The sequence below is a fragment of the Delftia sp. ASV31 genome (assembly GCF_016428765.1).
GTDB lineage: Bacteria > Pseudomonadota > Gammaproteobacteria > Burkholderiales > Burkholderiaceae_C > Comamonas > Comamonas acidovorans.
On sequence record NZ_JAELTK010000001.1, the window covers coordinates 177,466 to 203,340 of the forward strand.

Genomic DNA, 25,875 nt, shown 5'->3' on the forward strand with positions numbered 1-25,875 from the left:
ACGTGTGAAAACGCGAAAACGCTGCTGCAGGAGAACACAGGCGCATGGACGGGTCTGCAGGAGCTCCCTTCAGTGCGTGCCGGACCCGTGCTGGCCACGGAACAATCTGTGGTGCAGCCTGCGCAGCGACCACCATACGCCCAGTGCCACCACGGGAATGGCGACGGCGGCCGTGCTCTCCGGCGACCAGGGCCAGCCCAGCGTCTTGGCGCCCTTGGCCAGGTAGCTGATCAGGCCCGTGAAGTAGTAGGTGATGGCGGCCACGGACAGGCCTTCCACCGTGGACTGCAACTTCAACTGCATGTCCTGGCGCTGGTTCATGGCGCCCAGCAACTGCTGGCTGCTTTGCTGCTGCTCGATCTCCACCCGCGTGCGCAGCAGGCTGCTGACGCGCGAGACGCGCTCGGACAGCGCGTTCTGCCGCCGCGCTGCCCATTCGCAGGTACTGCGCGCCGGCGTCAGGCGCCGGTCCATGAACTCGCGGATGGTCTGTATGCCGTCGATGCGCGATTCCTGGATATCCTGAATGCGTTTGTCCACCAGCTCGAAATAGGCCGCGCTGGCGGAAAAGCGCGAATGCGTGGTGGCGTATTCGCTCTCCACCTGCCCGGCCAGGCGTGTCAGCCGGTCCAGCAGTGCCGGCTCGGCATCGCGGTCGGCAAGACGGATGGAATGGGCCAGGGCCGCCAGATCCCGCTCGGCCGTGGCCAGTACGGCAGCGGCCTGGCGGGCTGCCGGCAGGCCCAGCAGGGCCGCCATGCGGTAGGTCTCGATCTCCAGCAGCCGCTGCACCAGCCGCCCCAGGCGGCGTGGCGACAATGACTCGCCGGCCAGCAGCAGCATGCGCGAGAAGCCATCGGCATGGATGGCGAAGTCGGTGTAGACCTTGCCTGCATCGCCGGCCACGCGCGCACCCACCAGCGTGTCTTCCTGCAGCAGGTGGCGCACCAGATGCGGCTCATTGATTGCCTGCTCCTGCAAGGCCCACAGGTGCAGGCCGCTCAGGCACTGGCCGGGCAAGGCAGCCAGCCAGTCGCGCGGCACGTAGTCGATGGCGGCCTCGGGCTCGCGCACATCGTCCATGCCGGCCTGCGACATGGGCTTGCTGAAGGTCCAGCAGACGAACTCCGTGTGCAGTTCCCAGCGCAGGTGAAAGGCGCCCAGGTCGATCAGCACATGGGTGGTCGCCGCATCGGGCGGCGGCAGGTGGTGGTTGCGCAGCAGGGTGGCCACATGGGCGCGGCTGGCCTCGCGCTGGGCCGCATCGGTGAGCATCACCACGTGGGTGATGGCCAGCGGCGCCTGCATCTCCTCGGCGGGGCGGGCGTGGATCTCGTTGTGCAGCAGCACGCGCTGCGGGTGCTGGGATGACAGTAGTGGGGACATCGTGACCTCGAAAGACTGCGCGCTATTGTGCAGTCACGGGCGCGTCGGCTCCCAGGCATCCGGGATCAACAGCTTTCCACCGGGATCGCTTGTCGACCAAAAAAAACGGCCCCGAAGGGCCGTCAAGCAACATGGTTGCAACGCTGAGGCGATCAATCCTCTACGAATGCTTCTTCGCGCTTGTTCTTCACTGCAGGCATCAGCACCACCACCAGCAGCACCACGGCGGCGAGCAGCAGGCCGGCCGAGATCGGACGGGTCACGAACACGCTCCAGTCGCCACGCGACAGTAGCAGCGCCCGGCGCAGGTTCTCTTCCATCATCGGGCCCAGGATGAAGCCCAGCAGCAAGGGAGCCGGTTCGGTGCCCAGCTTGTGGAACACATAGCCCACGAAGCCGAAGATACCCACCATCCACACGTCCCAGGTGTTGTTGTTGGTACCGTACACGCCAATCGCGCAGAACAGCACGATGGACGGGAACAGCCAGCGGTAAGGCACGGTCAGCAGCTTGATCCAGATGCCGATCAGCGGCAGGTTCAGCACGATCAGCATCAGGTTGCCGATCCACATCGAGGCGATCAGGCCCCAGAACAGCTCGGGGTTGCTGGTCATCACCTGCGGGCCCGGCTGGATGTTGTGGATGGTCATCGCGCCCACCATCAGCGCCATCACGGCGTTGGGCGGAATGCCCAGCGTCAGCAGCGGGATGAAGGAGGTCTGCGAACCGGCGTTGTTGGCCGACTCGGGAGCGCACACGCCGCGGATGTTGCCTTGACCGAAGGGGACTTCGCCCGGCTTGAGCTTGGTCTTCTTCTCGATCGTGTAGGCAGCAAAGGCCGACAGCATGGCACCGCCACCGGGCAGGATACCCAGGGCAGAACCCAGGGCCGTGCCGCGCAGCATGGCCGGAATCATGTGCTTGAAGTCTTCCTTCGTGGGCATCAGGCCCGTCACCTTGGCGGCGAACACTTCGCGCTCGTCTTCAGGCTTGGACAGGTTGGCAATGATTTCGCCGTAGCCGAACACACCCATGGCGATCACGACGAAGTCGATACCGTCGGTCAGCTCGGGAATGTCGAAGCTGTAGCGGGCAACGCCGGAGTTCACGTCGGTGCCGACCATGCCCAGCAGCAGGCCCAGCACGATCATGGCAATGGCCTTGAGCAGCGAGCCCGAAGCCAGCACCACGGCGCCGATCAGGCCCAGGGTCATCAGCGAGAAGTACTCGGCAGGGCCGAACTTGAAGGCGACTTCCGTCAGCGGAGGCGCGAAGGCGGCCAGGATCACGGTGCCCACGCAACCTGCGAAGAACGAGCCTATGCCTGCGGCAGCGAGAGCGGGTCCCGCTCGCCCCTTTCTTGCCATCTGGTAGCCGTCGATCACGGTCACCACGGACGAGGATTCACCAGGCAGGTTCACCAAAATGGCGGTGGTCGAGCCACCGTACTGCGCACCGTAGTAGATACCGGCCAGCATGATCAGCGCCGCCACCGGAGGCAGGGCGTAGGTTGCTGGCAGCAGCATGGCGATCGTTGCCACGGGGCCGATGCCTGGAAGCACGCCGATGAGCGTACCGAGCAGACAGCCGACGAAGCAGTAGATCAGGTTCTGGAAAGTGAAGGCGACGCCGAAGCCGGTCGCCAGGTTCTGAAAAAGTTCCACGGACGATGCTCCTGCTTAGCCGGTGATGAAGCTGGGCCAGACGGGGAACTGAAGATTCAGTGCCCAAACGAAGGCCACATAGCTGCCCACAGCAAGGACGGTGGACAGAATTGCCACTTCCTTGAACTTGAAGGCATGACCACCCAGGCTGGCGATGAACACCAGCGCGTAGATGGCGACGATCAGACCGAACTGGGGAATGCCCAGATTGGGAACACCGACCAGCAGTACGCCGAACGCGAAGTTCGCAGCCAGGACGAAGAACACTTGCTTCCACGCCCACTTGCCGATCTTGTCACCGTCCGAAGGACCCTTGGTCAGGCCAGTGAAGCAGATGGCCGTGCCCAGAATGGACATCAGCACACCCAGGATCAGCGGGAAGTAGCCCGGGCCCATGCGGGCACCGGAGCCGACGGTGTAGTTGGTAGCGCCGATCGCAAAAGCGAGGCCGATAACCAAAAACATCACGCCCGAAAAAAAGTCTTTCTGACTCTTGATTTTCACGAGAATGTCTCCTTACGGAATCACGACCCGGCGATTTTGCGTTCAGAAAAACTGTGTCTGGATGTGGATTCCACCTACAAAGGGCATACCCTCATGTCCTACCCGCATGAATGAAAAAGGGTGCCAGCAGGGGGCACCCGATCCATCCATGTCAAAGGCCTGCGCCAGAGCAGGCACTCACGCTCCAGCCCACCATTCGCCTGCCCGTCATCCCAGCAAGGGCGTGCTGGCCATGACCTCGTCCAGCGTGGTCACGCCTTCGGCCACGCGCAGGGCACCTGCCAGGCGCAGCGGGCGCATGCCGTCCTGCACGGCCTGGCGGCGCAGCGCATCCATGGAAGGCGAGGTGTGGACCTGCTGCTTGAGCGCCTCGCTCACGGTCAGCAGCTCGTACAGGCCCATGCGCCCGCGAAAGCCCGTCATGCGGCACTCCACGCAGCCCACGGGCTTGTAGGGCTGGTAGCTGCCTGACAGTTTCCAGGGCCGCACGGCCTCGGCCAGCGTGGCGGCCGAGGTCTCCTCGTCACGCTGCTTGCACTGCGGGCACAGCGTGCGCACCAGGCGCTGGGCCAGCACACCGAGCAGCGTGGCATTGATCAGGTAGGGCGGCACGCCCAGCTCCATCAGCCGGCTCACGGCGCTGGGCGCATCGTTGGTGTGCAGCGTGGAGAACACCAGGTGGCCGGTCAGCGCGGCCTGCACGGCCATTTCGGCGGTGGCCAGGTCGCGGATTTCGCCCACCATGATGATGTCCGGGTCCTGGCGCATCAGCGAGCGCAGTCCCTCGGTGAAGCCGAAGTCCAGCTGCGGCTGCACCTGGGTCTGGTTGAAGCTGGGCTCGATCATTTCGATCGGGTCTTCCACGGTGCTGACATTGACCGCCTCCGTGGCCACGCGCTTGAGCGTGGAGTACAGCGTGGTGGTCTTGCCCGAGCCCGTGGGCCCGGTCACGAGGATGATGCCGTGCGGGCGGCGCACCAGCTCGTTCCAGCGCTGGGCGTCATGGCTGGTGAAGCCCAGTGCATCCAGGTCCTTGACCGTGTTGTCGGGATCGAAGATCCGCATCACCAGCTTCTCGCCAAAGGCCGTGGGCAGCGTGGACAGGCGCATTTCCACCTCGTCACCGCGCGGGTTGCGGGTCTTGATGCGGCCATCCTGCGGGCGGCGCTTTTCCACCACGTCCATGCGCCCCAGCAGCTTCACGCGCGAGACCATGGCATTGAGCACGCCCATGGGCACCTGGTAGACCGGGTGGAGCACGCCGTCGATGCGAAAACGGATCACGCCCTGCTCGCGCCGGGGCTCCATGTGGATGTCGCTGGCGCGCTGGTCGAAGGAGTATTGCCACAGCCAGTCCACCACGCGCACCACGCCCTGGTCGTTGGCGTCGAGCTGCTTGCTGCTGTTGCCCAGCTCCACCAGCTGCTCGAAGCTGGCCGCGCTGGCGGCGCCGCCCGCCTTCTCGGCTGCGCGCACCGATTTGGCCAGCGCAAAGAATTCGCCCGTGTAGCGCTTGAGGTCCAGCGGACTGGCCAGCACGCGGCGCACCTTGCGGCGCGCCTGGCGCTCGACCTCGGCCACCCAGTCGTCGATGAAGGGCTCGGCCGTGGCCACCACCACTTCCTGCGGCGATACCTGCACGGGCAGCACCTTGTGGCGCTCGGCATAGCTGGCGCTCATGATTTCGCCGACGCGGCCCGCATCCACGCGCAGCGGGTCGATGCGCAGGTAGGCCAGGCCGCTGCGGGTTGCCAGGTACTGGGTCAGCTCCTCGATGTCCAGCGCGCGCCCGTCGCCGGCGCGGGCCATGCCCACATTGGCCAGCCGGACCAGCGGGTGCTGGGTGCTCTCGGCCTGCGAGCAGCGCGCCACGGTGCGCTGGGCCTCTTCGGCCGTGATCACGCCATCGGCCAGCAGCCACTGCACCAGCCTGCGCCAGTCCAGGGGCCCCGAAGGATTGCTTGGAACAACGGCGGTCTTGGGCTGCGTGGTGGAGGTCGGATCGGACATGGCGTTGGGCCGGAAGCTGAACTGCGCCCTATGGTAAGCCTGCCGGCCAGCCCCGCTCTACCAGGGCCGCTCTACCAGGGCCGCACGAAGATCTTGGGCCAGCGCGTCGTGGGCAGGTCCCAGCGGGCCTGCACCTGGGCGCTGGCAGCCTGCAGCGCGGCGGGGTCGAGAGCGCGCGGCGTGCGCTGGGCCAGCACCACGGTGTTGCCCTCGCGCGTGGGGCGGAAGGCCCACATGGCCTCTTCGCCAAAGGCTTCGGCCATGCGCGCCAGGCTGCGCTCGTAGCTGGAGGTGCGGCCGAACAGGTTGACCGTCATGATGCCGTCCTCGGTCAGCAGATTGCGGCAATCGGCATAGAACTCGGCGCTGTCCAGCACGGGCGCGGCCGCATCGTGGTCATAGAGATCAACGGCCAGCGCATCGACCGTGCCCAGCCACTGGCTCTTGCGGATTTCCTGGGCCGCATCGGCCAGCACCACGCGCAGCGTGTCGCTGTCGGGCGGCAGCTTGAACCAGCTGCGGCACACGGCCAGCACCTGCGGGTTCAGCTCGATGGCCGTGGTGCGCATGCGCAGCTTCTTGTGGCAGAACTTGGTGATGGCGGCCGCGCCCAGGCCCAGCTGCATGGCGTGGCGGCCGGCCACGCTGGCGGGCTCCATGAACAGCAGCCAGCCCATCATGCGCTGCACGTATTCGAGCTCGATCTCGAACGGCTCGCGTATGCGCATGGAGCCCTGGATCCAGGGCGTGCCCAGGTGCAGGTGGCGCACATCGCCATCGTCGGAGACGCTGACTTCGGGCAGCTCGGCGTCTGCGGCGGTGGTGGCGCTGGAGGAAGAGGATGGGGCTGCCTTGGCGGCGCCGCGGGTCTTGCGTATCACGTCGGGAACAGTCAAAAAAATCAGAGCAATTGATGGGCAGCCAGCGCCTCGCGCCAGGCCTGGACCTTGCGCGCGAAACTCCAGCTCGCGTTGGCCGGGCTGGTCGATGGCAGCTTCACGGCGGCCAGGCCCAGGGCCTGCGTGCGGCCGGCATGCTTGTAGCTCTCGCCACCGTTGTGCAGGGCCAGCGCCAGCTGCGGGCAATGCGTGCGCAGCGCCACGAAATCATTCACCTCGGCCGCGCGGATGGCGCTGTCCAGGCTGCCTTCGCGCTCGCAGCTGGCATACACGTCCCACAGGCCCAGGCCGCGGGCCAGCAGCCATTCGCAGCGGCCCGCATAGTCGTCGCGGCCGGGCTGCGGATGCCCGGGCCACAGGGCCTGGAGCAAGGGCCAGAACTGGTTTTGCGGATGGGCATAGTACTGCTGCAATTGCAGCGATCGCAGGCCCGGAAAGCTGCCCAGCACCAGGGCCCGGGTCCGCGCATCGGCCACCGGCGCCAGGCCCTGCCAGCGCGGGGCGCCGGGGGGCGGCAGGTCGGGAACGGTCAAGGACATGGCCGGCATTGTCGCCCAGCGGTCGCCGGGCTGCTGGCAGCGGGCGGCAAGACCGCTCAGGTTCAGGTTCCGCTCAAGCCTGGTTCAGGCCATGGCGGGCAGGCCTCGCAGCGCGGCACGCGCGTTGCGGCCCGTGGCCTCGGCCAGGGCCTGGGGCGTGATGCCGCGCAACTGCGCAATCACGTCCGCAATGCGTGCCAGCTCGGCCGGCGTGTTGCGGCCCTGGGCCTGGCCCCGGGCACGCTGCCCGGCCGTGGTGTAGAGCCAGTGCGGCGGAATGTCGGGGGCATCGGTTTCCAGTACCAGCGCATCCAGCGGCAGGGCGGCTGCCAGCTCGCGCAGCCTGAGCGCCCGGTCATAGGTCACGGCCCCGCCAAAGCCCAGCTTGAAGCCCAGGTCGATGAAGGCCTGGGCCTGCTGCACGCTGCCGTTGAAGGCATGGGCAATGCCGCCCGCCACAGGCCGCGCGCGCAGGGTCTTGAGCAGCCGGTCGCTGGATTTGCGCACATGCAGGATGACGGGCAGGTCGAACTCGCGCGCCAGCGCGATCTGCTGCTCGTAGAACCAGATCTGCCGGTCCGCATCCAGCCCGGGCACGAAGAAGTCCAGGCCGATCTCGCCCACGGCCACCAGTTGCGCATCGCCGCGCAGCCGCGCCAGCGTCTCGCGCAATGCGGCAATGTCCTGCTCGCGGGCATTGGGCGTGTACAGCGGATGGATGCCCAGCGCATAGCTGTCGCCATGGCGCCGCGCCAGCGCCGCCACCGTGTCCCAGTGCTCGCGCGCCACGGCCGGAATCACCAGATGTGCAACGCCTGCCTCGGCCGCCTGCGCGCGCACGGCATCGCGGTCGGCATCGAACTCAGGGGCGTCGAGGTGGCAATGGGTGTCTATCCAGGCGGGCATGGCCGCATCATGCCACCGGCCTGCACCCGGCCCGCCAGAGGCAGGCAATGCGTAAACCAAGGGCAAACCCTGGGCTTATTGCGAGCTGGCTCCGTTTGACAAAATCAATACCCGAAACACTTGGCGGTCCATATAAATACATAAAGAAACATTTACATCCCCGCGTCGAGCTCTCGCAACACCGGCAGGCATTCTTTGGAGAGAGGAATTTCCCATGAAGCGCTCAGCATGGAGTCGGATCCTGGACCTGGGTGGCGCACGCCGCCAGGCGGAACTGGATGGGCAGTTGGCAGCCATCCACAAGTCCCAGGCCGTGATCGAGTTCGATCTGCAAGGCCATGTGCTGGCCGCCAACCAGAACTTCCTGGACACCATGGGCTATGAGGAAGGCGAGGTCATCGGCCAGCACCACCGCATGTTCGTGGACCACCAGATGAGCGAGTCGCCCGAGTACGCCGCGTTCTGGCAGCGCCTGGGCAATGGCATCCACGACGCGGGACGCTACCGCCGCATTGCCAAGGACGGGCGCGATGTCTGGCTGCAGGCCAGCTACAACCCCATCTTCGATCGCCATGGCAGGCCCTTCAAGGTGGTGAAGTACGCCACCGACATCACCGAGCAGCAGCGCCGCAACGCCGACGCCGAAGGCCAGCTGGCCGCCATCTCCAAGGTGCAGGCCATCATCGAGTTCGACCTGCAGGGCAACATCCTGCATGCCAACCGCCTGTTCCTGCAGGCCATGGGCTACACGCTGGACGAGGTCGTCGGACGGCACCACAGCATGTTCGTCCAGCCCCATGAACGCCACAGCCCCGAATATGCGCAGTTCTGGCGCAAGCTGGCCAGCGGCCAGCACGATGCGGGCCAGTACCTGCGCATCGGCAAGCACGGCCGCCAGGTCTGGATCGAGGCCAGCTACAACCCCATCCTCGATGCCGACGGCCGGCCGTTCAAGGTGGTCAAGTACGCCCGCGATATCACGCGCCGCTTCACGGCCGCGCAGACCCTGGGCGAGGCCATGCAGGGCCTGAGCGAAAGCGCCGAGCACGCAGGCCAGGCCAACGAACTGGCCCGCCAGGCCTGCCTGGTGGCCGAGCAGGGCGGGCGCACGGTGCACGAGGTCATGGGCACCATGGAGTCCATCAGCGCCAGCTCGCGCAAGATCAGCGACATCATCGGCGTGATGGACGGCATCGCCTTCCAGACCAATATCCTCGCGCTCAACGCTGCCGTGGAGGCGGCCCGCGCAGGCGAGCAGGGCCGGGGCTTTGCCGTGGTGGCGGGCGAGGTACGGGCACTGGCACAGAACAGCGCCGCCGCCGCCAAGGAAATCAAGCAGCTCATCCACACCTCGGTGGAGCAGGTGGCACTGGGCGCCAATCAGGTGCGCCAGGCCGGCGGCACCATGCAGGAGATCGTGGACTCCTCGCACCAGGTCACGGCCATCATGGGCGATGTGGTGCAGGCGTCCATGGCCCAGTCGGCACGCCTGCGCGAGGTGACAGCCGACCTGACGGCACAGAGCGCGGCCGTCGCGGATGCATCCAGGGAACAGGCGCAGCGCAAGCCGCTGCCGGCATCCATCGTTCCCGCTGCGCCTCAGATCAAGTCGGCCCCGGCAGCGGCCGTGCTTCCCGTAGCCGCCCAGCGCCTGCCGGGCACCTTGCTGCGCATGGCCTGAGTCCAGACCCAGGCCTGCCGGTCAGGCCAGTTGGCCCTGCACCAGGCGCACCATGCGGTCGCAGCGTGCCGCCAGCTGCTCATCGTGGGTGACCATGACGAAGGCCGTGCCATGGCTGCGCGCCAGCTCCAGCATCAGGCGGAACACGGTGTCGGCCGTGCTGCGGTCCAGGTTGCCGGTGGGCTCGTCGGCCAGCACGCAGGCCGGCTGGGTGACCAGGGCACGGGCAATTGCCACGCGCTGGCGCTCGCCCCCCGACAGTTCGGCCGGACGGTGCAGCATGCGTTCGCCCAGGCCCACGGCCGCCAGCATGCGTGCGGCGCGCTCCATGCACTCGGCCCTGTCGTCGCGGCGTATGCGCAGCGGCATGGCCACGTTGTCCTGGGCGCTGAATTCGGGCAGCAGATGGTGGAACTGGTAGATGAAGCCCAGGTGCCGGTTGCGCAGCGCGCCCTGCTTCTGGGCGCTGAGTTCATGCAGCGGCTCGCCCTTGAGGGTGACGCTACCGCTGGTGGGGGCGTCCAGCCCGCCCAGCAGGTGCAGCAGCGTGCTCTTGCCCGAGCCCGAGGCGCCGACAATGGCCAGCGTCTCGCCCGCACGCACCTGCAGATCGACACCTGCCAGCACCTGCACGTTGAGCCGTCCTTCGGCAAAGCGCTTGGTCAGGCCGCGCGCATCCAGGACCACGGCGCCCTGCTGGGACACTTCGAAACCGGGCATCACATTCACTTCATTCATAGCGCAGCGCCTCGGCGGGGTTCACGCGGCTGGCGCGCCAGCTGGGATAGATGGTGGCGACAAAGGCCAGGACCAGGGAGATCACGGCGATGGGCATGATGTCGCTGTACTGCGGATCGCTGGGCATCTTGCTGATCAGGTAGATGTCCTTGGGCAGGAAGTTGGCGTGCAGCAGGCGCTCGATAGCCGGCACGATGACATCGATGTTGAAGGCGATGCCCAGGCCCAGCAGCAGGCCCGCGAAGGTGCCGATGACGCCCACCATGGCGCCCTGCACCATGAAGATGCCCATGATGCTGGACGGCGAGGCGCCCAGCGTGCGCAGGATGGCGATGTCGGCGCGCTTGTCGGTCACCGTCATCACCAGCGTGGACACCAGGTTGAACGCAGCGACGGCCACGATGAGCGTGAGGATGATGAACATCATGCGTTTTTCCAGCTGCACGGCCGCGAACCAGGTGCGGTTCTGCTGGGTCCAGTCGCGGATCAGCAGGCGGTCGGTGATGGTGTGGGCCAGTTCCATGGCCACGCGCGGCGCCTCGTGCAGGTCCTTGAGCTTCAGGCGGATGCCAGTCGGCCCTTCCAGGCGAAACAGGCGCTGCGCGTCCTCGTAATGCATCATCACCAGGGCCGAGTCGTATTCGTAGTGGCCGGAGTCGAAGGTGCCGGCCACATGCATCTGCTTGAGGCGCGGCACCACGCCGGCCGGCGTGACCTGGCCGCCCGGGGCTATCAGCGTGACCATGTCGCCCTGGCGCACGCCCAGCGAACGCGCCAGCTCCACACCCAGCACCACGTTGAATTCGCCGGGCACCAGGCGCTTGAGCACCTCGGCATTGGTGGCGGCCACGTCGGTGACCTCGCCCTCGCGCGCCGGATCGATGCCGCGCACCAGGGTGCCCTTCATGTCCTCGCCACGCGCCAGCAGCGCCTGGGCCGCGACGAAGGGGGCGGCGCCCAGCACGTCGGGGTTGGCGCGCGCCTCGCGCATGGTGCGCTCCAGATCGGGCAGCGCCGCGCCCTGGGGCGCGAAGATCTCGATGTGCGAGACCACGCTGAGCATGCGGTCGCGCACTTCCTTCTGGAAGCCGTTCATCACGCTGAGCACGATGATCAGCGCCGCCACACCGAGGGCGATGCCCAGCATGGAGACGCCGGAGATGAACGAGATGAAGCCGTTGCGGCGCGTGGCACGCCCCGCCCGGGTATAGCGCCAGCCGACGGCCAGTTCGTAGGGAAATTGCATGGGCATGCATTGTGTCATCGCCCACAGGCCCTGCATGGCGGCAGGCTTTGCCGTCGGCGTGTCAGCGCCGGTGCCGTCCGCGGTCCACACGCGGCAGGGCGTCGTAGCGGCCCTCCGCCTCCAGCGTCAGCGCATGGCGCTGCAGCCTGGCCAGCAAGGTATCGAATTGTGCAAGCTCCTCGTCGCTGAGCACGGACACCAGGTCCAGGTGGATCTGGGCCATGCGCGGCAGGATCAGGCCGTACATGCGCCGCCCCTCGGCGGTCAGCGACACGGCCACGCGGCGGCGGTCGCCGGGCATGGGGCTGCGCTGCACCCAGCCCTTTTCCTCCAGCCCGCTGAGGGCGCGCGAGGTGCGTGCGCGGTCCAGCTGCGCGCGTTCGGCCAGCTCCGACGACAGCAGGCCTTCGTTGGCAGCCACCGTGGCCATCACGCCCCACTCGCGGCGCGTGATGCCGAAATGCGCCTCGCACATGCGCATGGCCACGCCGCCCGCTGCACCGAAGTAGCGGTTGATGCGAAACAGCAGCATCTGCTGGATGGAGGTGGGAGCGGGACGGGTATTCACGGGGAACAGTTGATTAGATCAATTGCTGCGGGGACTTCTACAGTGGCCCCGTCCGGAAAGGAGACAACGGGAGCCACCGTCCGGAGCCGGCCTGGGGATTCTCGCAAAGCCCGGCGCCCCCGCAGCGCAGAAAGTTCGCCACCATGTTTTCCCTGTTCCAAGCCACCCATGCCACCCATGCCTTGCGCAGCCCGCTGCTGCGGGCCGGCCTGGCCCTTTTGCTGGGCCTGGGCTCCGGCGCTGGCGCCCGGGCCGATGCGGCCGCCGATGCCGCGGCCTGGCCCGCCAAACCCGTGCGCATCGTCGTCGCCTTCGCGCCCGCTGGCGCCGCTGACATCCTGGCGCGCAGCCTGGGCGAGGTACTGCAGCGTGAACTCAAACAGCCCTTCGTCGTGGACAACCGGCCCGGCGCGGGCGGCAACATCGGCACCGACAACGCGGCCAAGGCGCCCGGCGACGGCTACACGCTGCTGGTCGGCATCGACACGACCTTCACCGTCAATCCCTTCATCTACAAAAGCATGCCGTTCAAGGGCACGGACCTGCGTCCCGTGATGATGATCGCCTCGCAGGGAATGATGGTGGCCGTGAATCCCCGCACCGGCCTCAGGACGCTGGACCAGTTCATCGCCCAGGGCAAGAGAAGCGGCCTGACGCTGGGCTCGGCCGGCTACGGCACGCCGGGGCACCTGGCCTCGGCCATCCTGACCCATGCCACGGGCGCCAAGGTCAGCCACGTGCCCTACAAGGGCAACGCCCCGGCCAGCACGGCCGTGCTGGCGGGCGAGGTGGACGGCGGCATCATCAGCTCCTCGGCCATGCTGGGCCAGGTGGCGGCCGGCAAGGTCGTGCCGCTGGCCGTGACCACGCGCCAGCGCAACCCGCTGGTGCCCGGCGTGCCCACCGTGGGCGAGCTGGGCCACAAGGACCTGGAGCAGGAAGTGCTGTTCGCCCTGTGGGTGCCTGCCGCCACGCCCGAGCCCCTGGTCGCAAGAATCCAGTCCGCGCTGGAAAAGGCCATGAAGGATCCGGCCCTGCGCGAGCGCATGCGCGCCAACGACCTGTTCTACGAAGGCCTGACCGGCCCGGCCGCCGCCGAACGCATACAGGCGCTGGCCGACCGCTACCGGACCGTGATCCAGTCCACCGGAATGAAGATGGAATGAGCGCCGCCGCTTCCCGCCCACAACCCTGCACAGAGCGCATTTGCATGTCCCGTCCCAATATCCTCTTCATCGTGGCCGACGACCTCGGCTATGCCGACCTCGGCTGCTACGGAGGCCGCGCGGCCGACTTCGGAGCGGTGTCCCCGGTGCTTGACCGCCTGGCCGCCGGCGGCCTCAGGCTCACCCAGGGCTATGCCAACTCGCCCGTGTGCTCTCCCACGCGCTTTGCCCTGGCCACGGCGCGCTACCAGTACCGCCTGCGCGGTGCGGCCGAGGAGCCCATCAACAGCAAGACACGCGGCACGCCGCTGGGCGAAAAGCTGGGCCTGCCGCCGGACATGCCCACCGTCGCCTCCATGCTCAGGGATGCGGGCTACCGCACGGCGCTGATCGGCAAATGGCACCTGGGCTACCCGCCGCACTTCGGCCCGCTGCGCTCGGGCTACGAGGAATACTTCGGCCCCATGTCGGGTGGCGTGGACTACTTCACCCACCTGAGCAGCTCGGGCCAGCACGACCTGTGGGTGGGCGAGGAGGAGCACCATGACGAGGGCTACCTGACCGACCTGCTGTCGCAGCGCAGCGTGGACTTCGTCCACCGCATGGCCCAAGGCGATGCGCCCTTCTTCCTGAGCCTGCACTACACGGCGCCGCACTGGCCCTGGGAAACGCGCGATGACCGCAGCACGGCCGAGGCGCTGGGCGCAGGCATTGCCCACCTGGACGGCGGCAACATCCACCAGTACCGCCGCATGATCCACCACATGGACGAAGGCATAGGCTGGATCGTCGAGGCGCTGCGCGCCAACGGGCAGCTGGACAACACCCTCATCGTCTTCACCAGCGACAACGGCGGCGAACGCTTCTCCGACAACTGGCCCCTGGTCGGCGGCAAGATGGACCTGACCGAGGGCGGCATCCGCGTGCCCTGGATTGCGCACTGGCCGGCCGTGATCGCGCCGGGCCGCAGCAGCCCCCAGCACTGCATGAGCATGGACTGGTCGGCCACGGTGCTGGATGCCGCCGGCGTGCAGGCGCCAGATGGCCATGCGCTGGACGGCATCTCGCTGCTGCCTGTGCTGCGCGCCGAAGATGCCGAATTCCCGCGCACCCTGCACTGGCGCATGAAGCACCGCGGCCAGCGCGCGCTGCGCGACGGCGACTGGAAGTATCTGCGCGTGGACGGCATCGACTACCTGTTCGACCTTGCCGCCGACGAGCGCGAGCGCGCCAACCAGGCAGCGCGCGCGCCCGAGCGTCTGGCTGCCATGCGCAGCGCCTGGGAAGACTGGAACCAGGGCATGCCGCCCATCCCCGAGGACGCCACGGTCAGCCTGGTCTCGTCGGCCCGGGACATGCCCCAGCGCTGAACCGCGCTCCAAGGGGAAAAACGAAGGCGCCGGCACTGCGGCACCCCATGCCCGACAATAGCGGCCATGCTTTTGACCGCGCCCCTGGTGTCCTCCACCCAAGCCCCGCTGGAGGAAACGACCGAATGGATCATCCCCTATGCCGGCGGTCCGTCCTCGGATGCAGCGGATGACGCTGCCGTCACGGCCGTCTGGGGCGGACTGGAGCTGCCCCATCTCCAATCCCTGCTGGCGCTGATGCAGCCCGCGCCCGCACAGACCGGCACGGAGATGGATTTTTCTCCCCCCCACGAACGCGCCCTGGCGCGCTCGCTGGGCCTGCCCGATGCGCCGGGCCTGATTGCCTGGGCCGCCTGGCAGGCCGGTGAGACGGCGCAGGCCTGCGCCTATGTCACGCCCTGCCACTGGCACATAGGCGCAGACCAGGTCCACCAGAGCGATCCCGCCACCACACCCCTCAGCGATGAGGAATCCCGCCAGCTGCTGGCCCTGCTGGCGCCCTGGTTCGCTGACGACGGCATCGTGCTGGAGTACCAGCAGCCGCAGCGCTGGCTGGCGCGCGGTGCGCTGTTCGATGACTTGGCCACGGCCTCCATGGACCGCGTCATCGGCCGCGACGTGCGGCCCTGGCTGCCCGATGCGCAGCAGGCGCGCGCCCTGCACCGCCTGCAAAGCGAGGTGCAGATGCTGCTCTACACCCATGTCTTCAACGATGCCCGCGCCGCGCGCGGACAGGTGCCGATCAACGCCTTCTGGGTCCACGGCGCCGGGCGCCTGCAGCCCGGCACGGCCACCGGCGCCAAGGCCGCCGTGCAATGCCTGGACGACCTTCACGCCGCAGCCCTGCAGGGCAACCCCGCTGCGTGGCGCGAGGCCTGGAAGGCGCTGGACGCCGGACTCATCGCCCGCCTGCTGGAGCGCGTGCGCGCAGGCCACCCGCTCACGCTGACGCTGTGCGGCGAACGCCATGCCATCGCATGGAGCAGCCGCCCGCCGCGCTGGCTGGACAGGCTGACGGGCCTTTTCGGCCCCCGCGCCCTGCCCGACCTGGGCCGCATGCTCTGACACATTGCCCATGAAAATCATCCCCCGCGAGATCCCTGCACAGCAGGCCTCGGCACTGCGCCAGGCCGGCGTCCACCCTCTGCTGGCCCAGCTCTACGCCGCACGCGGCGTGTGCTCCGCCGACGAACTGGACGACACGCCTGCACGCCTGCTGCCACCCTCGGGCCTGCTGGGCATGGAGGCCGCCGTGCGGCTGCTGGCCGATGCCATAGAGCGCGGCCTGCGCCTGTGCATCGTGGCCGACTACGACTGCGACGGCGCCACCGCCTGCGCCGTGGGCTGGCGCGGCCTGCGCATGCTGGGCGCGACCGAGGTCAGCTACCTGGTGCCCGACCGCGTGGTGGACGGCTACGGCCTGACGCCGCCCATCGCACGCCGCGTCAAGGAAACCGGCGCCGAAGTGATGGTCACCGTGGACAACGGCATTGCCAGCGTCGAAGGCGTGGCCGAGGCCAAGGCCCTGGGCCTTCAGGTGGTCGTCACCGACCACCACCTGCCCGGCAACCACCTGCCGCTGGCCGATGCCATCGTCAACCCCAACCAGCCCGGCTGCAGCTTCGAGAGCAAGTCCATGGCCGGTGTCGGCGTGATGTTCTACGTGCTGCTGGCCCTGCGTGCCGAGCTGCGCGCGCGCGGCCGCTTCGACAAGGCCAATCAGCCCCGGCTGGAGGCCCTGCTGCCCCTGGTCGCCCTGGGCACGGTGGCCGACGTGGTCCGGCTGGACGCCAACAACCGCCGCCTGGTCGCCCTGGGCCTGAAGCAGATCCGCCGTGGCCAGATGCAGCCGGGCCTGCTGGCCCTGTTCGAAGCCGCTGGCCGCAAGGCCTTTGAGGCCACCACGTTCGACTTCGGCTTTGCCCTGGGCCCGCGCATCAATGCCGCAGGCCGGCTGTCCGACATGACCATCGGCATCGAGTGCCTGACCACGGACGATGCGGGCCGCGCCGCCAACCTGGCCCAGATGCTGGACGCCATCAACCGCGAACGCCGCGAGCTGGAAGGCGGCATGCGCGAGCAGGCCCTGCTCATGGCCGAGGGCCTGTGCACGGACGGCATGACGCCGCCGGCGGCCATCAGCGTGTTCGACCCCGATTTCCACGAGGGCGTGGTCGGCATCGTGGCCTCGCGCATCAAGGACCGCATGCACCGGCCCAGCTTCGTCTTCGCCGCCAGCGGCGCGCCGGGGCACGAGCATGAACTCAAGGGCTCGGGCCGCTCCATTCCCGGCTTTCACCTGCGCGACGCGCTGGACCTCGTATCCAAGCGCCACCCCGGTCTGCTGCTGCGCTTTGGCGGCCACGCCATGGCGGCCGGCTGCACCATTGCCGAGGCCGGTTTCGCGGTGTTCGAGAAGGCCCTGGCCCAGGTGGCACAGGAATGGCTGGACGCGGCCACGCTGACGCGCCGCATAGAGACCGACGGACCGCTGGACCCGGATTTCCGCAAGCCCGAAATGGTCGAGCAGCTCAATCTCGCGGTCTGGGGCCAGGGCTTTGCCCCGCCCACCTTCAGCGAGCAACTGGAAGTGCTCTCACAGCGCCTGGTCGGTGAAAAGCACCTGAAACTGCAATTGCGCCATCAGGGCGAAACCGTGGACGGAATCTGGTTCGGCCATACCGACCCGCTGCCGCCATCGGCCTGCATTGCCTTTCGCATGGACATCAATGAATGGCGCGGAGAGCGCAAGGTGCAATTCCTGATCGAGGGAGTGCATTCGGACGCGTCCTAGAGACCCGAGGCGCCATTCACGGTGCCCCTCGGTTAATATCCCCGGTTTTTGCAACAAATTATTGCAAATTCATTCCAAGAAAACCGGGGAAATACTCATGACCTCTCGCCTGTGGCCTTGCGCGGCCATTGCCATTACCCTGGCCGCCGGCCTTTCCGGCTGCTCCACCACCGAGCAATCGCGCACGCTTGAAACAGCCAAGCCCGCTTCTGCATCCAGCGCCTATCAAGGCCCGCGCAGCCCCATTTCCGTGGGCAAATTCGACAACCGCTCCAGCTTTCAGCGCGGCATTTTCTCGGACGGCGTCGATCGCCTCGGTGGCCAGGCCAGAACCATCTTGGTAACCCACCTGCAGCAAAGCGGCCGATTCAGCGTGCTGGACCGAGACAACATGTCCGAGACCCACCAGGAAGCGGGCTTCAACAGGCAGGAGCAGTCGATCAAGGGCGCCACCTATGTCGTGACCGGCGACGTGAGCGAGTTCGGCCGCAAGGTGGTCGGGGACCGCCAGTTCTTCGGCGTGCTCGGCCGTGGCAAGGAGCAGGTGGCCTATGCCAAGGTCAGCCTGAACATCGTCCGGGTGCAGACCTCCGAAGTCGTCTATTCGGTGCAGGGTGCCGGCGAATACAGCCTGTCAAACCGCGAAATCGTGGGATTCGGCAGCACGGCCGGCTATGACTCCACGCTCAACGGCAAGGTACTGGATCTGGCCATCCGCGAAGCCGTGGACAAGCTGGCGGCCGGCATTGACAGCGGCGCATGGAAGCCCGCGCAATGAAGCGCCCCGTCCATTCGGCAACGGCCCTGGCCGCGCTGGTCATCTGCGCCACCTTGGCCGGCTGCGCTGCGCCGCGCCAGCCGCTGTATGCCTGGAATGACTATCAGCCCCAGGTCTACCAATATCTCAAGGATGACGGCAGTACCGGCGCCGAGGACCAATTGCTCAAGCTGGAAGAAGCCCGCCTGAAGGTCCAGGCCGAGGGAAAGGCGCTGCCGCCCGGCTACCGCGCCCATATGGCCATGCTCTATTCCCGGACCGGCAACAACGAAAAGACGGTGGAGCAACTGGCCGAGGAAAAACAGCATTTCCCCGAGTCCGCCACCTTCATGGACACGCTGCTGCAAACCTTCACGGCCCGTAAGAATTGACATGCGCCTGACCGATCACATCAAGACCCTGGCTCTTGCCATGACCGTGGCGCTGACCGGGTGCGCCACCACCGCGCCCTATGACTATTCGGCGCTGCGGGCATCCAAGCCTGCCTCCATCCTGGTCATGCCTGCGCTGAACCAGTCCCCGGAAGTGAATGCGCCGGCGGGCGTGCTGTCCCAGATCACGCTGCCGCTGGCCGAGGCCGGCTACTACGTTCTGCCCGTGGCTGTCACCGAGGAAATGTTCCGCCAGAACGGCATCGTCAGCGCCGACGACGCCCAGGAACTGCCCGTGGCCAAGCTCCGTGAAATCTTTGGCGCCGATGCGGCCCTGTACCTGAACATCCGCAACTACGGCACCAGCTATGCGGTGATCAGCAGCGCCTCGGTGGTCACGCTGGAGGCCAGGCTGGTGGACCTGCGCACCGGCACCCAGCTGTGGGATGGCAGTGCCACGGCCTCCAGCGCCGAAGGACAAAGCTCAGGCGGCGGACTGGTCGGCATCCTGGTGACGGCACTGCTCAACCAGATCCTGGACACCATGAACGACCGCAGCGTGCAGATCGCCTCCATCGCCAACCAGCGGCTGCTGTCGCCCATGGCGCAGCGCGGACTGCTGCCAGGCCCGCGCTCGCCCGACTACGGCAAGCCGCGCAACTGACGAAGGCCTGCAGGCCGGCGCTGACTTGCACGCCGGCCTGCATCCCCGCTCCTCCCGCTCAGAAGGTCTCCCAGTCGTCGTCCGCCCCGGCCTTGGCTGCTGTCCTGGCGGGGGCCTTCGCCACGGGCTGCTGGATCTTCTGGGGCGCCGGTGCATTGCGCACGGCCGGCGCTGGACGTGCGGGTGCCGCAGGCGCAGGGCGCACCGCAGCAGTTGCACCGGTTGCGCCGATAGATGCCGGCCGGCGTGCCGCTGCGGTGGCCGGCACGTGTGCCCTCGCCGGCGCCAGTGCGCTGCCCTCCTGCCCCAGCTTGAACACCGCCACCACCTCGGACAGGCGCCGCGCCTGGTCCTGCATGGCCAGCGCAGCCGCGCTGGATTCCTCGACCAGGGCCGCGTTCTGCTGGGTCATCTGGTCGAGCTGGGTCACGGCCTGGTTGACCTGGCCGATGCCGTCGCGCTGCTCGGTGGACGAGGCCGTGATCTCGCCGATGAGATCGCTGACGCGGCGCACGCTGGAGACGATTTCCTCCATGGAACGCCCCGCCTGCTCCACCTGCTTCGAGCCCGACTGCACGTTGTCCACGCTGGTGGTGATCAGCAGCTTGATTTCCTTGGCGGCCTCGGCGCTGCGCTGGGCCAGTGAGCGCACCTCGCCCGCCACCACGGCAAAGCCCCGGCCCTGCTCGCCTGCGCGGGCCGCTTCCACGGCGGCGTTCAGCGCCAGGATATTGGTCTGGAAGGCAATGCCGTCGATCACGCCGATGATGTCGGCGATCTTGCGGCTGCTGTCCGTGATCTGCTGCATGCTGGTGACCACCTGGGCCACCACGGCACCGCCCTGCTCGGCCGCCTGTGCGGCCGTGGCCGCCAGCTGGTTGGCCTGGCGCGCCGTGTCGGCCGACTGGGTGACGGTGGCCGTCAGCTCTTCCATGCTGGCCGCCGTCTCCTCCAGGTTGGCCGCTGTCTGCTCGGTGCGCGAGGACAGGTCCTGGTTGCCGCTGGCGATCTGGTTGGAGGCCGTGGACACGGACTCCACGCCAGAGCGCACTTCGCCCACCACGCCGCGCAGCCGCTGCGCCATGCCGTTGAGCGCGCCCAACAGATGGCCCAGCTCATCGCCCCGGTTGCTTTGCACCGAGCCCGTGAGGTCGCCTGCGGCAATGCCGTCGGCCAGGGCCACGGCCTGGTCCAGCGGCCGCGTGATCGACCGCATGATGGCCACCCCCATGAACAGGCCCAGGGCCACGATGACCGCACTGGCCAGCGCACCGATCCAGTACGCCTGGCGCCGATGGGCCACGCCTTCCTCGCGCCCCAGCTCGCTTTGGCGCTCCAGTTGCTGCACGAAGGCTTCCTGCGCGCTGTTGTAGCGCTCGGCCGCCGGGCGCAGCTGCTTTTCAACGATGTCGAACGTGGTGGCGAAATCGTTGGCCTTGCGCGCCTCCTGGGCCGCCGAGTTGGCCTTGAGCGTCTCGCGGCGCTCGGCCGCCACAGCATCCAGCGCCTGCTTGGACTGCGCGCCCAACTGCAGGTCGCCCACCTGCTTTTGCAGCACGTTGATGCGCTCTATGCCCTTGCTCATCAACGCGCGCTGCTGCGCTGCCAGCGTCTCGTCGGGCGACATGGCCGCGACGATGGAGCGCTCCACGCTCATCTGCGTCAGATGCCGCCACTCGCGCGCCAGCGTGGCGCCGCTTTGCGCGGTCATCACATCGGTGTTGATCTTCTCGTTGACCCCGTGCAGATAGACCAGGATGCCGCCGTTGACCACCAGCATGCTCACCAGCAGTCCCAGCACCAGGGCCCACAGCTTCTGGGCGACCGTGATTTGATTCAGATTCATGGAAAAACCGATCTTTTTTATAACAATGCCGGAGCCAGGCCATGGCGCCCCTGCCGCCCATCGCTCCGGAAACCATTCTTGTCCACCCTTGACGGCGCCTGGCTGATCATCGTCATGCATCCGTCACTATTGAGCCCTGTTAACCCGCACTCAGGGAAGTCCCCCAGCCGCACTGCCCGGCTCGGAAAAGCACCGACACCTACAATGGACCGGTGCCCAAGTCCTATCTGAACGCCGATCTGCATAGCCACTCCGTGGTCTCGGATGGAACGCTGACGCCGGAGCAACTGGCCGAACGCGCCGCCTCCCGGGGCGTGCAGCTGTGGGCGCTGACCGACCATGACGAAGTCGGCGGCCAGCACCGCGCCGCCGCCGCCGCGCGTGCCTGCGGCATGGACTACCTGACGGGCGCCGAGATCTCGGTGAGCTTTGCAGGTACCACCGTGCACATCGTGGGACTGGGCTTTGACGCGGACGACCCCGCCCTGCTCGAAGGGCTGCACGCCACGCGCGACGGGCGCGGCCCACGCGCCCGCGAGATGGCCCGCCAGCTGGAGCTGGCCGGCATCGAAGGCAGCTACGAAGGCGCGCTGCGCTTCGCCGGCAATCCCGGCCTGATCTCACGCACCCATTTCGCACGCTTTCTCGTGGAATCGGGCCGCTGCCGCGACACGGGCGAGGTGTTCCGCCACTACCTGACCGAAGGCCATCCCGGCTACGTGCCCCACACCTGGGCCCGCCTGGCCGATGCCGTGCGCTGGATCACGCAGGCCGGCGGTGTGGCGGTGATCGCCCATCCGGCCCGCTACGCGCTCACCGCCAACGAGGAATATGCGCTGTTTTCCGAATTCAAGGCCCATGGCGGTCAGGGCGTCGAGGTCGTCACCGGCAGCCACCGGCCCAGCGAATACACCATCTATGCCGACATGGCGCGCGAATTCGGCCTGGCCGCATCGCGCGGCAGCGATTTCCACAGCCCCGAGGAATCGCACACCGATCTGGGCGACCTGCCCTACCTGCCGGGCCAGCTGACGCCGGTATGGGAACTGCTGAGCGAGCGCATACAGCTGGCCTGAGCTCCTCCCGCCAACAACGCACACCATGGTTCTACGCTTCGAAGCCCACCCCGACAATCCCCAGCCCCGTCTCATCAAGCAGGCCGCCGACATGCTGCGCCAGGGCGCCATCCTGGCCATTCCCACGGACTCCAGCTACGCGCTGGTCTGCCATCTGGACGACCGCCCTGCGGTGGAGCGGCTTCGCCGCATCCGGCAGATCAACGACAAGCACCATCTCACGCTGCTGTGCCGCGACCTGTCGGAGCTGTCCAGCTATGCGCGCGTGGACAACCGCCAGTACCGCTTGCTCAAGCTGGCCACGCCGGGGCCGTACACCTTCATCCTGGAGGCCTCCAAGGAAGTGCCCAAGCGCCTGAGCCATCCCTCGCGCAAGACCATCGGCCTGCGCGTGCCGGACCGCAAGGGCACGCAGCTGCTGCTGGAGCAATTGGGCGAGCCGCTGATCGCCACCACGCTGATCCCGCCGGGCGAGACCGAGGCCCTGCACGACGCAGACGCCATCCTGGAGCGCTTTCCCCACGAGCTTGACGCCATCGTCGATGCAGGCGCCTGCCCTTCGGAGCCGACCACCGTGATCGACCTGGTTCCCATGGCCCTGGGCAATCCGCCGACCGTGGTGCGCCAGGGAAGGGGCAGCCTGGACGCCCTGGGCCTCGAGATGGCCTGATGAAGATGGCCTGGCGAAGATGGCCCGAGCAGGGGCCATGCTCCGCACCGCATGAAAGACAAACGCCGGGCAAGCCCGGCGTTCGTGTTGTGAAGGGACGCTGACGAGAGAGATGCAGATCAGTGCTGGGCCAATTCCAGCGACTGCAGTGGGGCCGCAGGCGTCGGCGTACGCTGCGGCGGCCTTGGCGAACTTGGCGACCTTGCTGCGGACGCCACGGCAACGGACGGGGCCAGCGCGGGCCTGGCCTGCGCTGCCGAGAACCCCGCGCCCGCCGCAGACTGGGGTTCGTCATCGAGCTTGAAGGCGCCCACCGCCTGCTCCAGATCCTGGGCGCGCTCGCTCAACGCCGAGGCCGCTCGCGAGGCCTGCTGCACCAGGGCTGCGTTCTCCTGGGTGGCGCTGTCCATGTGGCCCACGGCCGCGTTGACCTGGGCGATGCCCTCGCTTTGCTCGCGCAGCGCCTGCGACATTTCGCCGAGCAGGCCCGATACCTGGCCCACGGCGCCCACGATTTCCTGCATGGTGGCGCCCGCCTGGTTGACCAGGCCGGCTCCGCTTTCCACCTGGCGCACGCTGGTGGTGATCAGTTCCTTGATCTGCTTGGCGGCCTCGGCCGAGCGCCCGGCCAGGCTGCGCACCTCGCTGGCCACGACGGCAAAGCCCCGGCCCTGCTCGCCCGCACGCGCCGCCTCCACGGCCGCGTTGAGCGCCAGGATATTGGTCTGGAAGGCGATGCCTTCGATGACCTGGATGATGTCCACGATCTTGCGCGAGCTGCCGCTGATGGCCTCCATGGTCTGCACCACCTCGCTCACCACGGCCCCGCCGCGCCTGGCGGTGGACGAGGCATCGACGGCCAGGCCGCTGGCCGAATGCGCGCGGTCGGCGTTCTGGCGCACGGTGGCGGTGAGCTGCTCCATGCTGGCGGCCGTCTGGGCCAGCGCCGAGACCTGGGCCTCGGTGCGGCGCGACAGGTCGGAGTTGCCGGCGTCGATCTCGCCGGCCGACAGGCCGATGGAATCCGTGGACTGCTTGATGCGGCCGACCAGCTCGGTCAGCGTGTCCTCCATGGTGCCCAGCGCGCCCAGCAGGCGGCCGAAGTCGCCCTGCAGCTCGGTCGAGAACTCCTGGCTCAAATCACCGGCCGCCACGGTCTCGGCAATCAGGATGGCCTGGCCCAGCGGCTGCACGATTCCCCGCCGCAGGCTGAACCAGGCCACCAGGGCCAGCACGCAAACGGCAGCGCCCAGCCCCAGCACCCACCAGCGCGTGTGCACAAGCGCCTGCTCGGCCACCGTGGTCGCCCCCCCGGCCGCCAGCGCCTGCTCGGCCTGCCCCAGTGAAAACACCGTGACCGCCATCATCGTGAAGACCAGCAGATTGATACCGCCGAACGCAATCACCAGCCGCCAGCCTATCGGCAGCCTGCCCAAGCCCAGTACGCCCACGTGCCACCTCTTGTACATATGGCCCGAGGGCCTTGGTGAAAAACCTGTTGAGGGAACCATCTCATCGCTGTTTCATTTTGCAACACAGAATGGGGCATTGCCAATCTGCGGGAAACCACCATATCCACGCGGCCAGAGCGCAGCGCACGGGCTCTGGCGGCTGCCAGCGGCAAGGGTGGCCAGCGTCTGAGACAATGCCCGCCGTGGACATCTCCAACCTCATCCAGACCGTACTCATCTATGCCCTGCCCGTGCTCTTCGCGATCACGGTGCACGAGGCAGCCCACGGCTATGCCGCGCGCCACTTCGGCGACAACACGGCCGCCATGATGGGACGCATCACGCTCAACCCCATCAAGCACATCGACCCCATCGGCACCATCCTGATGCCGCTGCTGCTGTACTTCGCCACCTCGGGCGCCTTTCTGTTCGGCTACGCCAAGCCCGTGCCCGTGCGCTTCGACCAGTTGCGCAACCCCAAGCGCGACATGATCTGGGTGGCCCTGGCAGGCCCGGCCTCCAATTTCGTGCAGGCCCTGCTGTGGGGCGTGCTGCTGGTGGTTCTGGTGGGATCGGGCGTGGGCGAGCGCTTCTTCATAGAAATGTGCCGCGCCGGCATCCTGGTCAATCTGGTGATGTGGGCCTTCAACCTGTTTCCGCTGCCGCCGCTGGACGGTGGCCGCATCCTTGTCGGCCTGCTGCCCTGGCGTCAGGCGCAGTGGGTGGCGCGCATCGAGCCCTGGGGCTTTTTCATCGTCATGGGCCTGGTCATCGCCGGCGTGGTCGGCAGCCTGTGGCTGCGCCCGCTGATGGACCTGGGCTACGCCGTGATCGACTTCGCGCTGACCCCGCTGATCGCGCTGCTGCGCTGAACGCGCTGCAGAACGGCCCACCGGCTGTCTCTGCGGCTCCCTGTTTTTCTCTCTTGCCTGTCGAAGCCTCCCGTCATGAGCACCATCCGTTTCCTCACCGGCATCACTCCCAGCGGAACCCCGCACCTCGGCAACTATGCCGGCATGCTGCGCCCGGCCATCGCGGCCAGCCGCTCGCGCGAGGTCGAGAACTTCTACTTCCTGGCCGACTACCACGCCCTGATCAAATGCCAGGACCCGGCACGCGTGCAGCGCTCCACCATCGAGATCGCGGCCAGTTGGCTGGCGGCCGGGCTGGACCCCGAGCATGTGACCTTCTACCGCCAGTCCGACATTCCCGAGATCCCCGAGCTGTGCTGGCTGCTGACCTGCGTGACCGGCAAGGGCCTGCTCAACCGTGCCCACGCCTACAAGGCGGCCGTGGACAAGAACCATGCGGACGGCACCGAGACCGATGACGGCGTGACCGCCGGCCTGTTCATGTACCCCGTGCTCATGGCGGCCGACATCCTGGCCTTCAATGCGCACAAGGTGCCTGTGGGCCGCGACCAGGTCCAGCACATCGAGATGGCGCGCGACATGGCCTCCAGCTTCAACCACATCTACGGCGGCGAGTTCTTCACGCTGCCCGAGGCGCAGGTCGAGGAGAACGTGGCCACGCTGCCCGGCCTGGATG

24 protein-coding genes are annotated in these 25,875 nt (G+C 67.6%); 12 read left to right on the forward strand and 12 right to left on the reverse strand.

Going from position 1 to position 25,875, the window contains the following annotated elements; translation table 11 throughout:
• Positions 1 to 69: 69 nt before the first annotated feature.
• The 7 genes from JHD82_RS00790 to JHD82_RS00820 all read right to left on the reverse strand — a co-directional run bounded on the left by JHD82_RS00790 (position 70) and on the right by JHD82_RS00820 (position 7,908).
• The gene (locus JHD82_RS00790) at positions 70 to 1,386 is read right to left on the reverse strand and encodes a DUF3422 family protein (protein WP_097201498.1); all 1,317 of its coding nucleotides are present in this window, start codon (positions 1,384 to 1,386) and stop codon (positions 70 to 72) included.
• A gap of 152 nt (positions 1,387 to 1,538) precedes the next feature.
• Positions 1,539 to 3,050: a tripartite tricarboxylate transporter permease gene (locus JHD82_RS00795; RefSeq protein WP_012207191.1), complete on the reverse strand. Its 1,512-nt coding sequence runs from the start codon at positions 3,048 to 3,050 to the stop codon at positions 1,539 to 1,541.
• A 15-nt stretch (positions 3,051 to 3,065) separates the two neighbouring features.
• Positions 3,066 to 3,554: a tripartite tricarboxylate transporter TctB family protein gene (locus JHD82_RS00800; RefSeq protein WP_012207192.1), complete on the reverse strand. Its 489-nt coding sequence runs from the start codon at positions 3,552 to 3,554 to the stop codon at positions 3,066 to 3,068.
• Between the two features lie 207 nt (positions 3,555 to 3,761).
• Complete coding sequence (locus JHD82_RS00805) at positions 3,762 to 5,564, reverse strand: GspE/PulE family protein (protein WP_199135133.1); 1,803 nt, start codon at positions 5,562 to 5,564, stop codon at positions 3,762 to 3,764.
• Between the two features lie 71 nt (positions 5,565 to 5,635).
• The gene (locus tag JHD82_RS00810) at positions 5,636 to 6,445 is read right to left on the reverse strand and encodes a spermidine synthase (protein WP_043782785.1); all 810 of its coding nucleotides are present in this window, start codon (positions 6,443 to 6,445) and stop codon (positions 5,636 to 5,638) included.
• Positions 6,446 to 6,465: 20 nt separating this feature from the next.
• Positions 6,466 to 7,011, reverse strand: coding sequence for a DNA-deoxyinosine glycosylase (locus tag JHD82_RS00815; RefSeq protein ID WP_012207195.1), 546 nt, complete (start codon positions 7,009 to 7,011; stop codon positions 6,466 to 6,468).
• A gap of 75 nt (positions 7,012 to 7,086) precedes the next feature.
• A complete protein-coding gene (locus JHD82_RS00820; protein ID WP_199135134.1) occupies positions 7,087 to 7,908 on the reverse strand; it encodes a TatD family hydrolase in 822 nt (273 codons plus the stop codon).
• Between the two features lie 214 nt (positions 7,909 to 8,122).
• Here JHD82_RS00820 and JHD82_RS00825 point away from each other — a divergent pair, with 214 nt between their 5' ends.
• Positions 8,123 to 9,589: a methyl-accepting chemotaxis protein gene (locus tag JHD82_RS00825; RefSeq protein WP_199135135.1), complete on the forward strand. Its 1,467-nt coding sequence runs from the start codon at positions 8,123 to 8,125 to the stop codon at positions 9,587 to 9,589.
• Positions 9,590 to 9,610: 21 nt separating this feature from the next.
• Here the strand turns inward: JHD82_RS00825 and lolD are convergent, their stop codons facing one another.
• The 3 genes from lolD to JHD82_RS00840 all read right to left on the reverse strand — a co-directional run bounded on the left by lolD (position 9,611) and on the right by JHD82_RS00840 (position 12,105).
• Positions 9,611 to 10,327 (reverse strand): lipoprotein-releasing ABC transporter ATP-binding protein LolD, encoded by a 717-nt coding sequence (lolD, locus tag JHD82_RS00830; RefSeq protein ID WP_013800885.1) that lies wholly within the window; start codon positions 10,325 to 10,327, stop codon positions 9,611 to 9,613.
• Positions 10,320 to 11,573, reverse strand: coding sequence for a lipoprotein-releasing ABC transporter permease subunit (locus JHD82_RS00835; RefSeq protein WP_026062761.1), 1,254 nt, complete (start codon positions 11,571 to 11,573; stop codon positions 10,320 to 10,322). Before JHD82_RS00835 ends, lolD begins: the two co-directional genes overlap by 8 nt.
• 61 nt (positions 11,574 to 11,634) lie before the next feature.
• Positions 11,635 to 12,105, reverse strand: a complete 471-nt coding sequence (locus JHD82_RS00840) for a MarR family winged helix-turn-helix transcriptional regulator (RefSeq protein ID WP_034396824.1) — start codon at positions 12,103 to 12,105, stop codon at positions 11,635 to 11,637.
• 179 nt (positions 12,106 to 12,284) lie between these two features.
• On the opposite strand from JHD82_RS00840, the gene JHD82_RS00845 reads away from it, so the two are divergent.
• From JHD82_RS00845 to JHD82_RS00875, 7 genes are all read left to right on the forward strand, one after another.
• On the forward strand, positions 12,285 to 13,307 hold the full coding sequence (locus JHD82_RS00845) for a tripartite tricarboxylate transporter substrate binding protein (RefSeq protein WP_012207201.1): 1,023 nt from the start codon (positions 12,285 to 12,287) through the stop codon (positions 13,305 to 13,307).
• A 44-nt stretch (positions 13,308 to 13,351) separates the two neighbouring features.
• The gene (locus JHD82_RS00850; protein ID WP_199135136.1) at positions 13,352 to 14,677 is read left to right on the forward strand and encodes a sulfatase; all 1,326 of its coding nucleotides are present in this window, start codon (positions 13,352 to 13,354) and stop codon (positions 14,675 to 14,677) included.
• A 66-nt stretch (positions 14,678 to 14,743) separates the two neighbouring features.
• A complete protein-coding gene (locus tag JHD82_RS00855; protein ID WP_012207203.1) occupies positions 14,744 to 15,742 on the forward strand; it encodes a hypothetical protein in 999 nt (332 codons plus the stop codon).
• A gap of 10 nt (positions 15,743 to 15,752) precedes the next feature.
• Positions 15,753 to 17,471, forward strand: a complete 1,719-nt coding sequence (gene recJ / locus JHD82_RS00860; RefSeq protein WP_199135137.1) for a single-stranded-DNA-specific exonuclease RecJ — start codon at positions 15,753 to 15,755, stop codon at positions 17,469 to 17,471.
• Between the two features lie 97 nt (positions 17,472 to 17,568).
• Entirely contained in the window at positions 17,569 to 18,249 is a 681-nt protein-coding gene (locus JHD82_RS00865; protein ID WP_199135138.1) for a CsgG/HfaB family protein, read from the forward strand.
• Positions 18,246 to 18,620 carry a DUF4810 domain-containing protein gene (locus JHD82_RS00870; protein WP_199135139.1) on the forward strand — a complete coding sequence of 125 codons (375 nt, stop codon included), beginning with the start codon at positions 18,246 to 18,248 and terminating at the stop codon, positions 18,618 to 18,620. Before JHD82_RS00865 ends, JHD82_RS00870 begins: the two co-directional genes overlap by 4 nt.
• Position 18,621: 1 nt before the next feature.
• Complete coding sequence (locus JHD82_RS00875) at positions 18,622 to 19,284, forward strand: DUF799 domain-containing protein (RefSeq protein ID WP_013800877.1); 663 nt, start codon at positions 18,622 to 18,624, stop codon at positions 19,282 to 19,284.
• Between the two features lie 58 nt (positions 19,285 to 19,342).
• Here JHD82_RS00875 and JHD82_RS00880 read toward each other — a convergent pair whose 3' ends face one another.
• Positions 19,343 to 21,130 carry a methyl-accepting chemotaxis protein gene (locus JHD82_RS00880; protein ID WP_199135140.1) on the reverse strand — a complete coding sequence of 596 codons (1,788 nt, stop codon included), beginning with the start codon at positions 21,128 to 21,130 and terminating at the stop codon, positions 19,343 to 19,345.
• A 212-nt stretch (positions 21,131 to 21,342) separates the two neighbouring features.
• On the opposite strand from JHD82_RS00880, the gene JHD82_RS00885 reads away from it, so the two are divergent.
• Both JHD82_RS00885 and JHD82_RS00890 read left to right on the forward strand, forming a co-directional pair.
• Complete coding sequence (locus JHD82_RS00885) at positions 21,343 to 22,206, forward strand: 3',5'-nucleoside bisphosphate phosphatase (RefSeq protein WP_199135141.1); 864 nt, start codon at positions 21,343 to 21,345, stop codon at positions 22,204 to 22,206.
• Positions 22,207 to 22,231: 25 nt separating this feature from the next.
• Positions 22,232 to 22,876: an L-threonylcarbamoyladenylate synthase gene (locus JHD82_RS00890; RefSeq protein WP_012207210.1), complete on the forward strand. Its 645-nt coding sequence runs from the start codon at positions 22,232 to 22,234 to the stop codon at positions 22,874 to 22,876.
• Between the two features lie 119 nt (positions 22,877 to 22,995).
• Here the strand turns inward: JHD82_RS00890 and JHD82_RS00895 are convergent, their stop codons facing one another.
• Complete coding sequence (locus JHD82_RS00895) at positions 22,996 to 24,345, reverse strand: methyl-accepting chemotaxis protein (RefSeq protein ID WP_199135142.1); 1,350 nt, start codon at positions 24,343 to 24,345, stop codon at positions 22,996 to 22,998.
• 176 nt (positions 24,346 to 24,521) lie between these two features.
• Between JHD82_RS00895 and JHD82_RS00900 the strand changes: the two genes are divergently transcribed.
• Complete coding sequence (locus JHD82_RS00900; RefSeq protein WP_013800873.1) at positions 24,522 to 25,199, forward strand: site-2 protease family protein; 678 nt, start codon at positions 24,522 to 24,524, stop codon at positions 25,197 to 25,199.
• A 75-nt stretch (positions 25,200 to 25,274) separates the two neighbouring features.
• On the forward strand, positions 25,275 to 25,875 hold a 601-nt coding region (gene trpS, locus JHD82_RS00905), incomplete at its 3' end, for a tryptophan--tRNA ligase (protein ID WP_199135143.1).

Bases quoted from the DNA above. Each gene is read 5' to 3' on its own strand.
- JHD82_RS00790 (WP_097201498.1), bottom strand. From the start codon at position 1,386: ATGTCCCCACTACTGTCATCCCAGCACCCGCAGCGCGTGCTGCTGCAC.
- JHD82_RS00805 (WP_199135133.1), bottom strand. From the start codon at position 5,564: ATGTCCGATCCGACCTCCACCACGCAGCCCAAGACCGCCGTTGTTCCA.
- JHD82_RS00815 (WP_012207195.1), bottom strand. From the start codon at position 7,011: ATGCCGGCCATGTCCTTGACCGTTCCCGACCTGCCGCCCCCCGGCGCC.
- JHD82_RS00820 (WP_199135134.1), bottom strand. From the start codon at position 7,908: ATGCCCGCCTGGATAGACACCCATTGCCACCTCGACGCCCCTGAGTTC.
- JHD82_RS00825 (WP_199135135.1), top strand. From the start codon at position 8,123: ATGAAGCGCTCAGCATGGAGTCGGATCCTGGACCTGGGTGGCGCACGC.
- lolD (WP_013800885.1), bottom strand. From the start codon at position 10,327: ATGAATGAAGTGAATGTGATGCCCGGTTTCGAAGTGTCCCAGCAGGGC.
- JHD82_RS00835 (WP_026062761.1), bottom strand. From the start codon at position 11,573: ATGCAATTTCCCTACGAACTGGCCGTCGGCTGGCGCTATACCCGGGCG.
- JHD82_RS00840 (WP_034396824.1), bottom strand. From the start codon at position 12,105: ATGCTGCTGTTTCGCATCAACCGCTACTTCGGTGCAGCGGGCGGCGTG.
- JHD82_RS00845 (WP_012207201.1), top strand. From the start codon at position 12,285: ATGTTTTCCCTGTTCCAAGCCACCCATGCCACCCATGCCTTGCGCAGC.
- JHD82_RS00850 (WP_199135136.1), top strand. From the start codon at position 13,352: ATGTCCCGTCCCAATATCCTCTTCATCGTGGCCGACGACCTCGGCTAT.
- JHD82_RS00855 (WP_012207203.1), top strand. From the start codon at position 14,744: ATGCTTTTGACCGCGCCCCTGGTGTCCTCCACCCAAGCCCCGCTGGAG.
- recJ (WP_199135137.1), top strand. From the start codon at position 15,753: ATGAAAATCATCCCCCGCGAGATCCCTGCACAGCAGGCCTCGGCACTG.
- JHD82_RS00865 (WP_199135138.1), top strand. From the start codon at position 17,569: ATGACCTCTCGCCTGTGGCCTTGCGCGGCCATTGCCATTACCCTGGCC.
- JHD82_RS00870 (WP_199135139.1), top strand. From the start codon at position 18,246: ATGAAGCGCCCCGTCCATTCGGCAACGGCCCTGGCCGCGCTGGTCATC.
- JHD82_RS00875 (WP_013800877.1), top strand. From the start codon at position 18,622: ATGCGCCTGACCGATCACATCAAGACCCTGGCTCTTGCCATGACCGTG.
- JHD82_RS00880 (WP_199135140.1), bottom strand. From the start codon at position 21,130: ATGAATCTGAATCAAATCACGGTCGCCCAGAAGCTGTGGGCCCTGGTG.
- JHD82_RS00890 (WP_012207210.1), top strand. From the start codon at position 22,232: ATGGTTCTACGCTTCGAAGCCCACCCCGACAATCCCCAGCCCCGTCTC.
- JHD82_RS00895 (WP_199135142.1), bottom strand. From the start codon at position 24,345: ATGTACAAGAGGTGGCACGTGGGCGTACTGGGCTTGGGCAGGCTGCCG.
- JHD82_RS00900 (WP_013800873.1), top strand. From the start codon at position 24,522: ATGCCCGCCGTGGACATCTCCAACCTCATCCAGACCGTACTCATCTAT.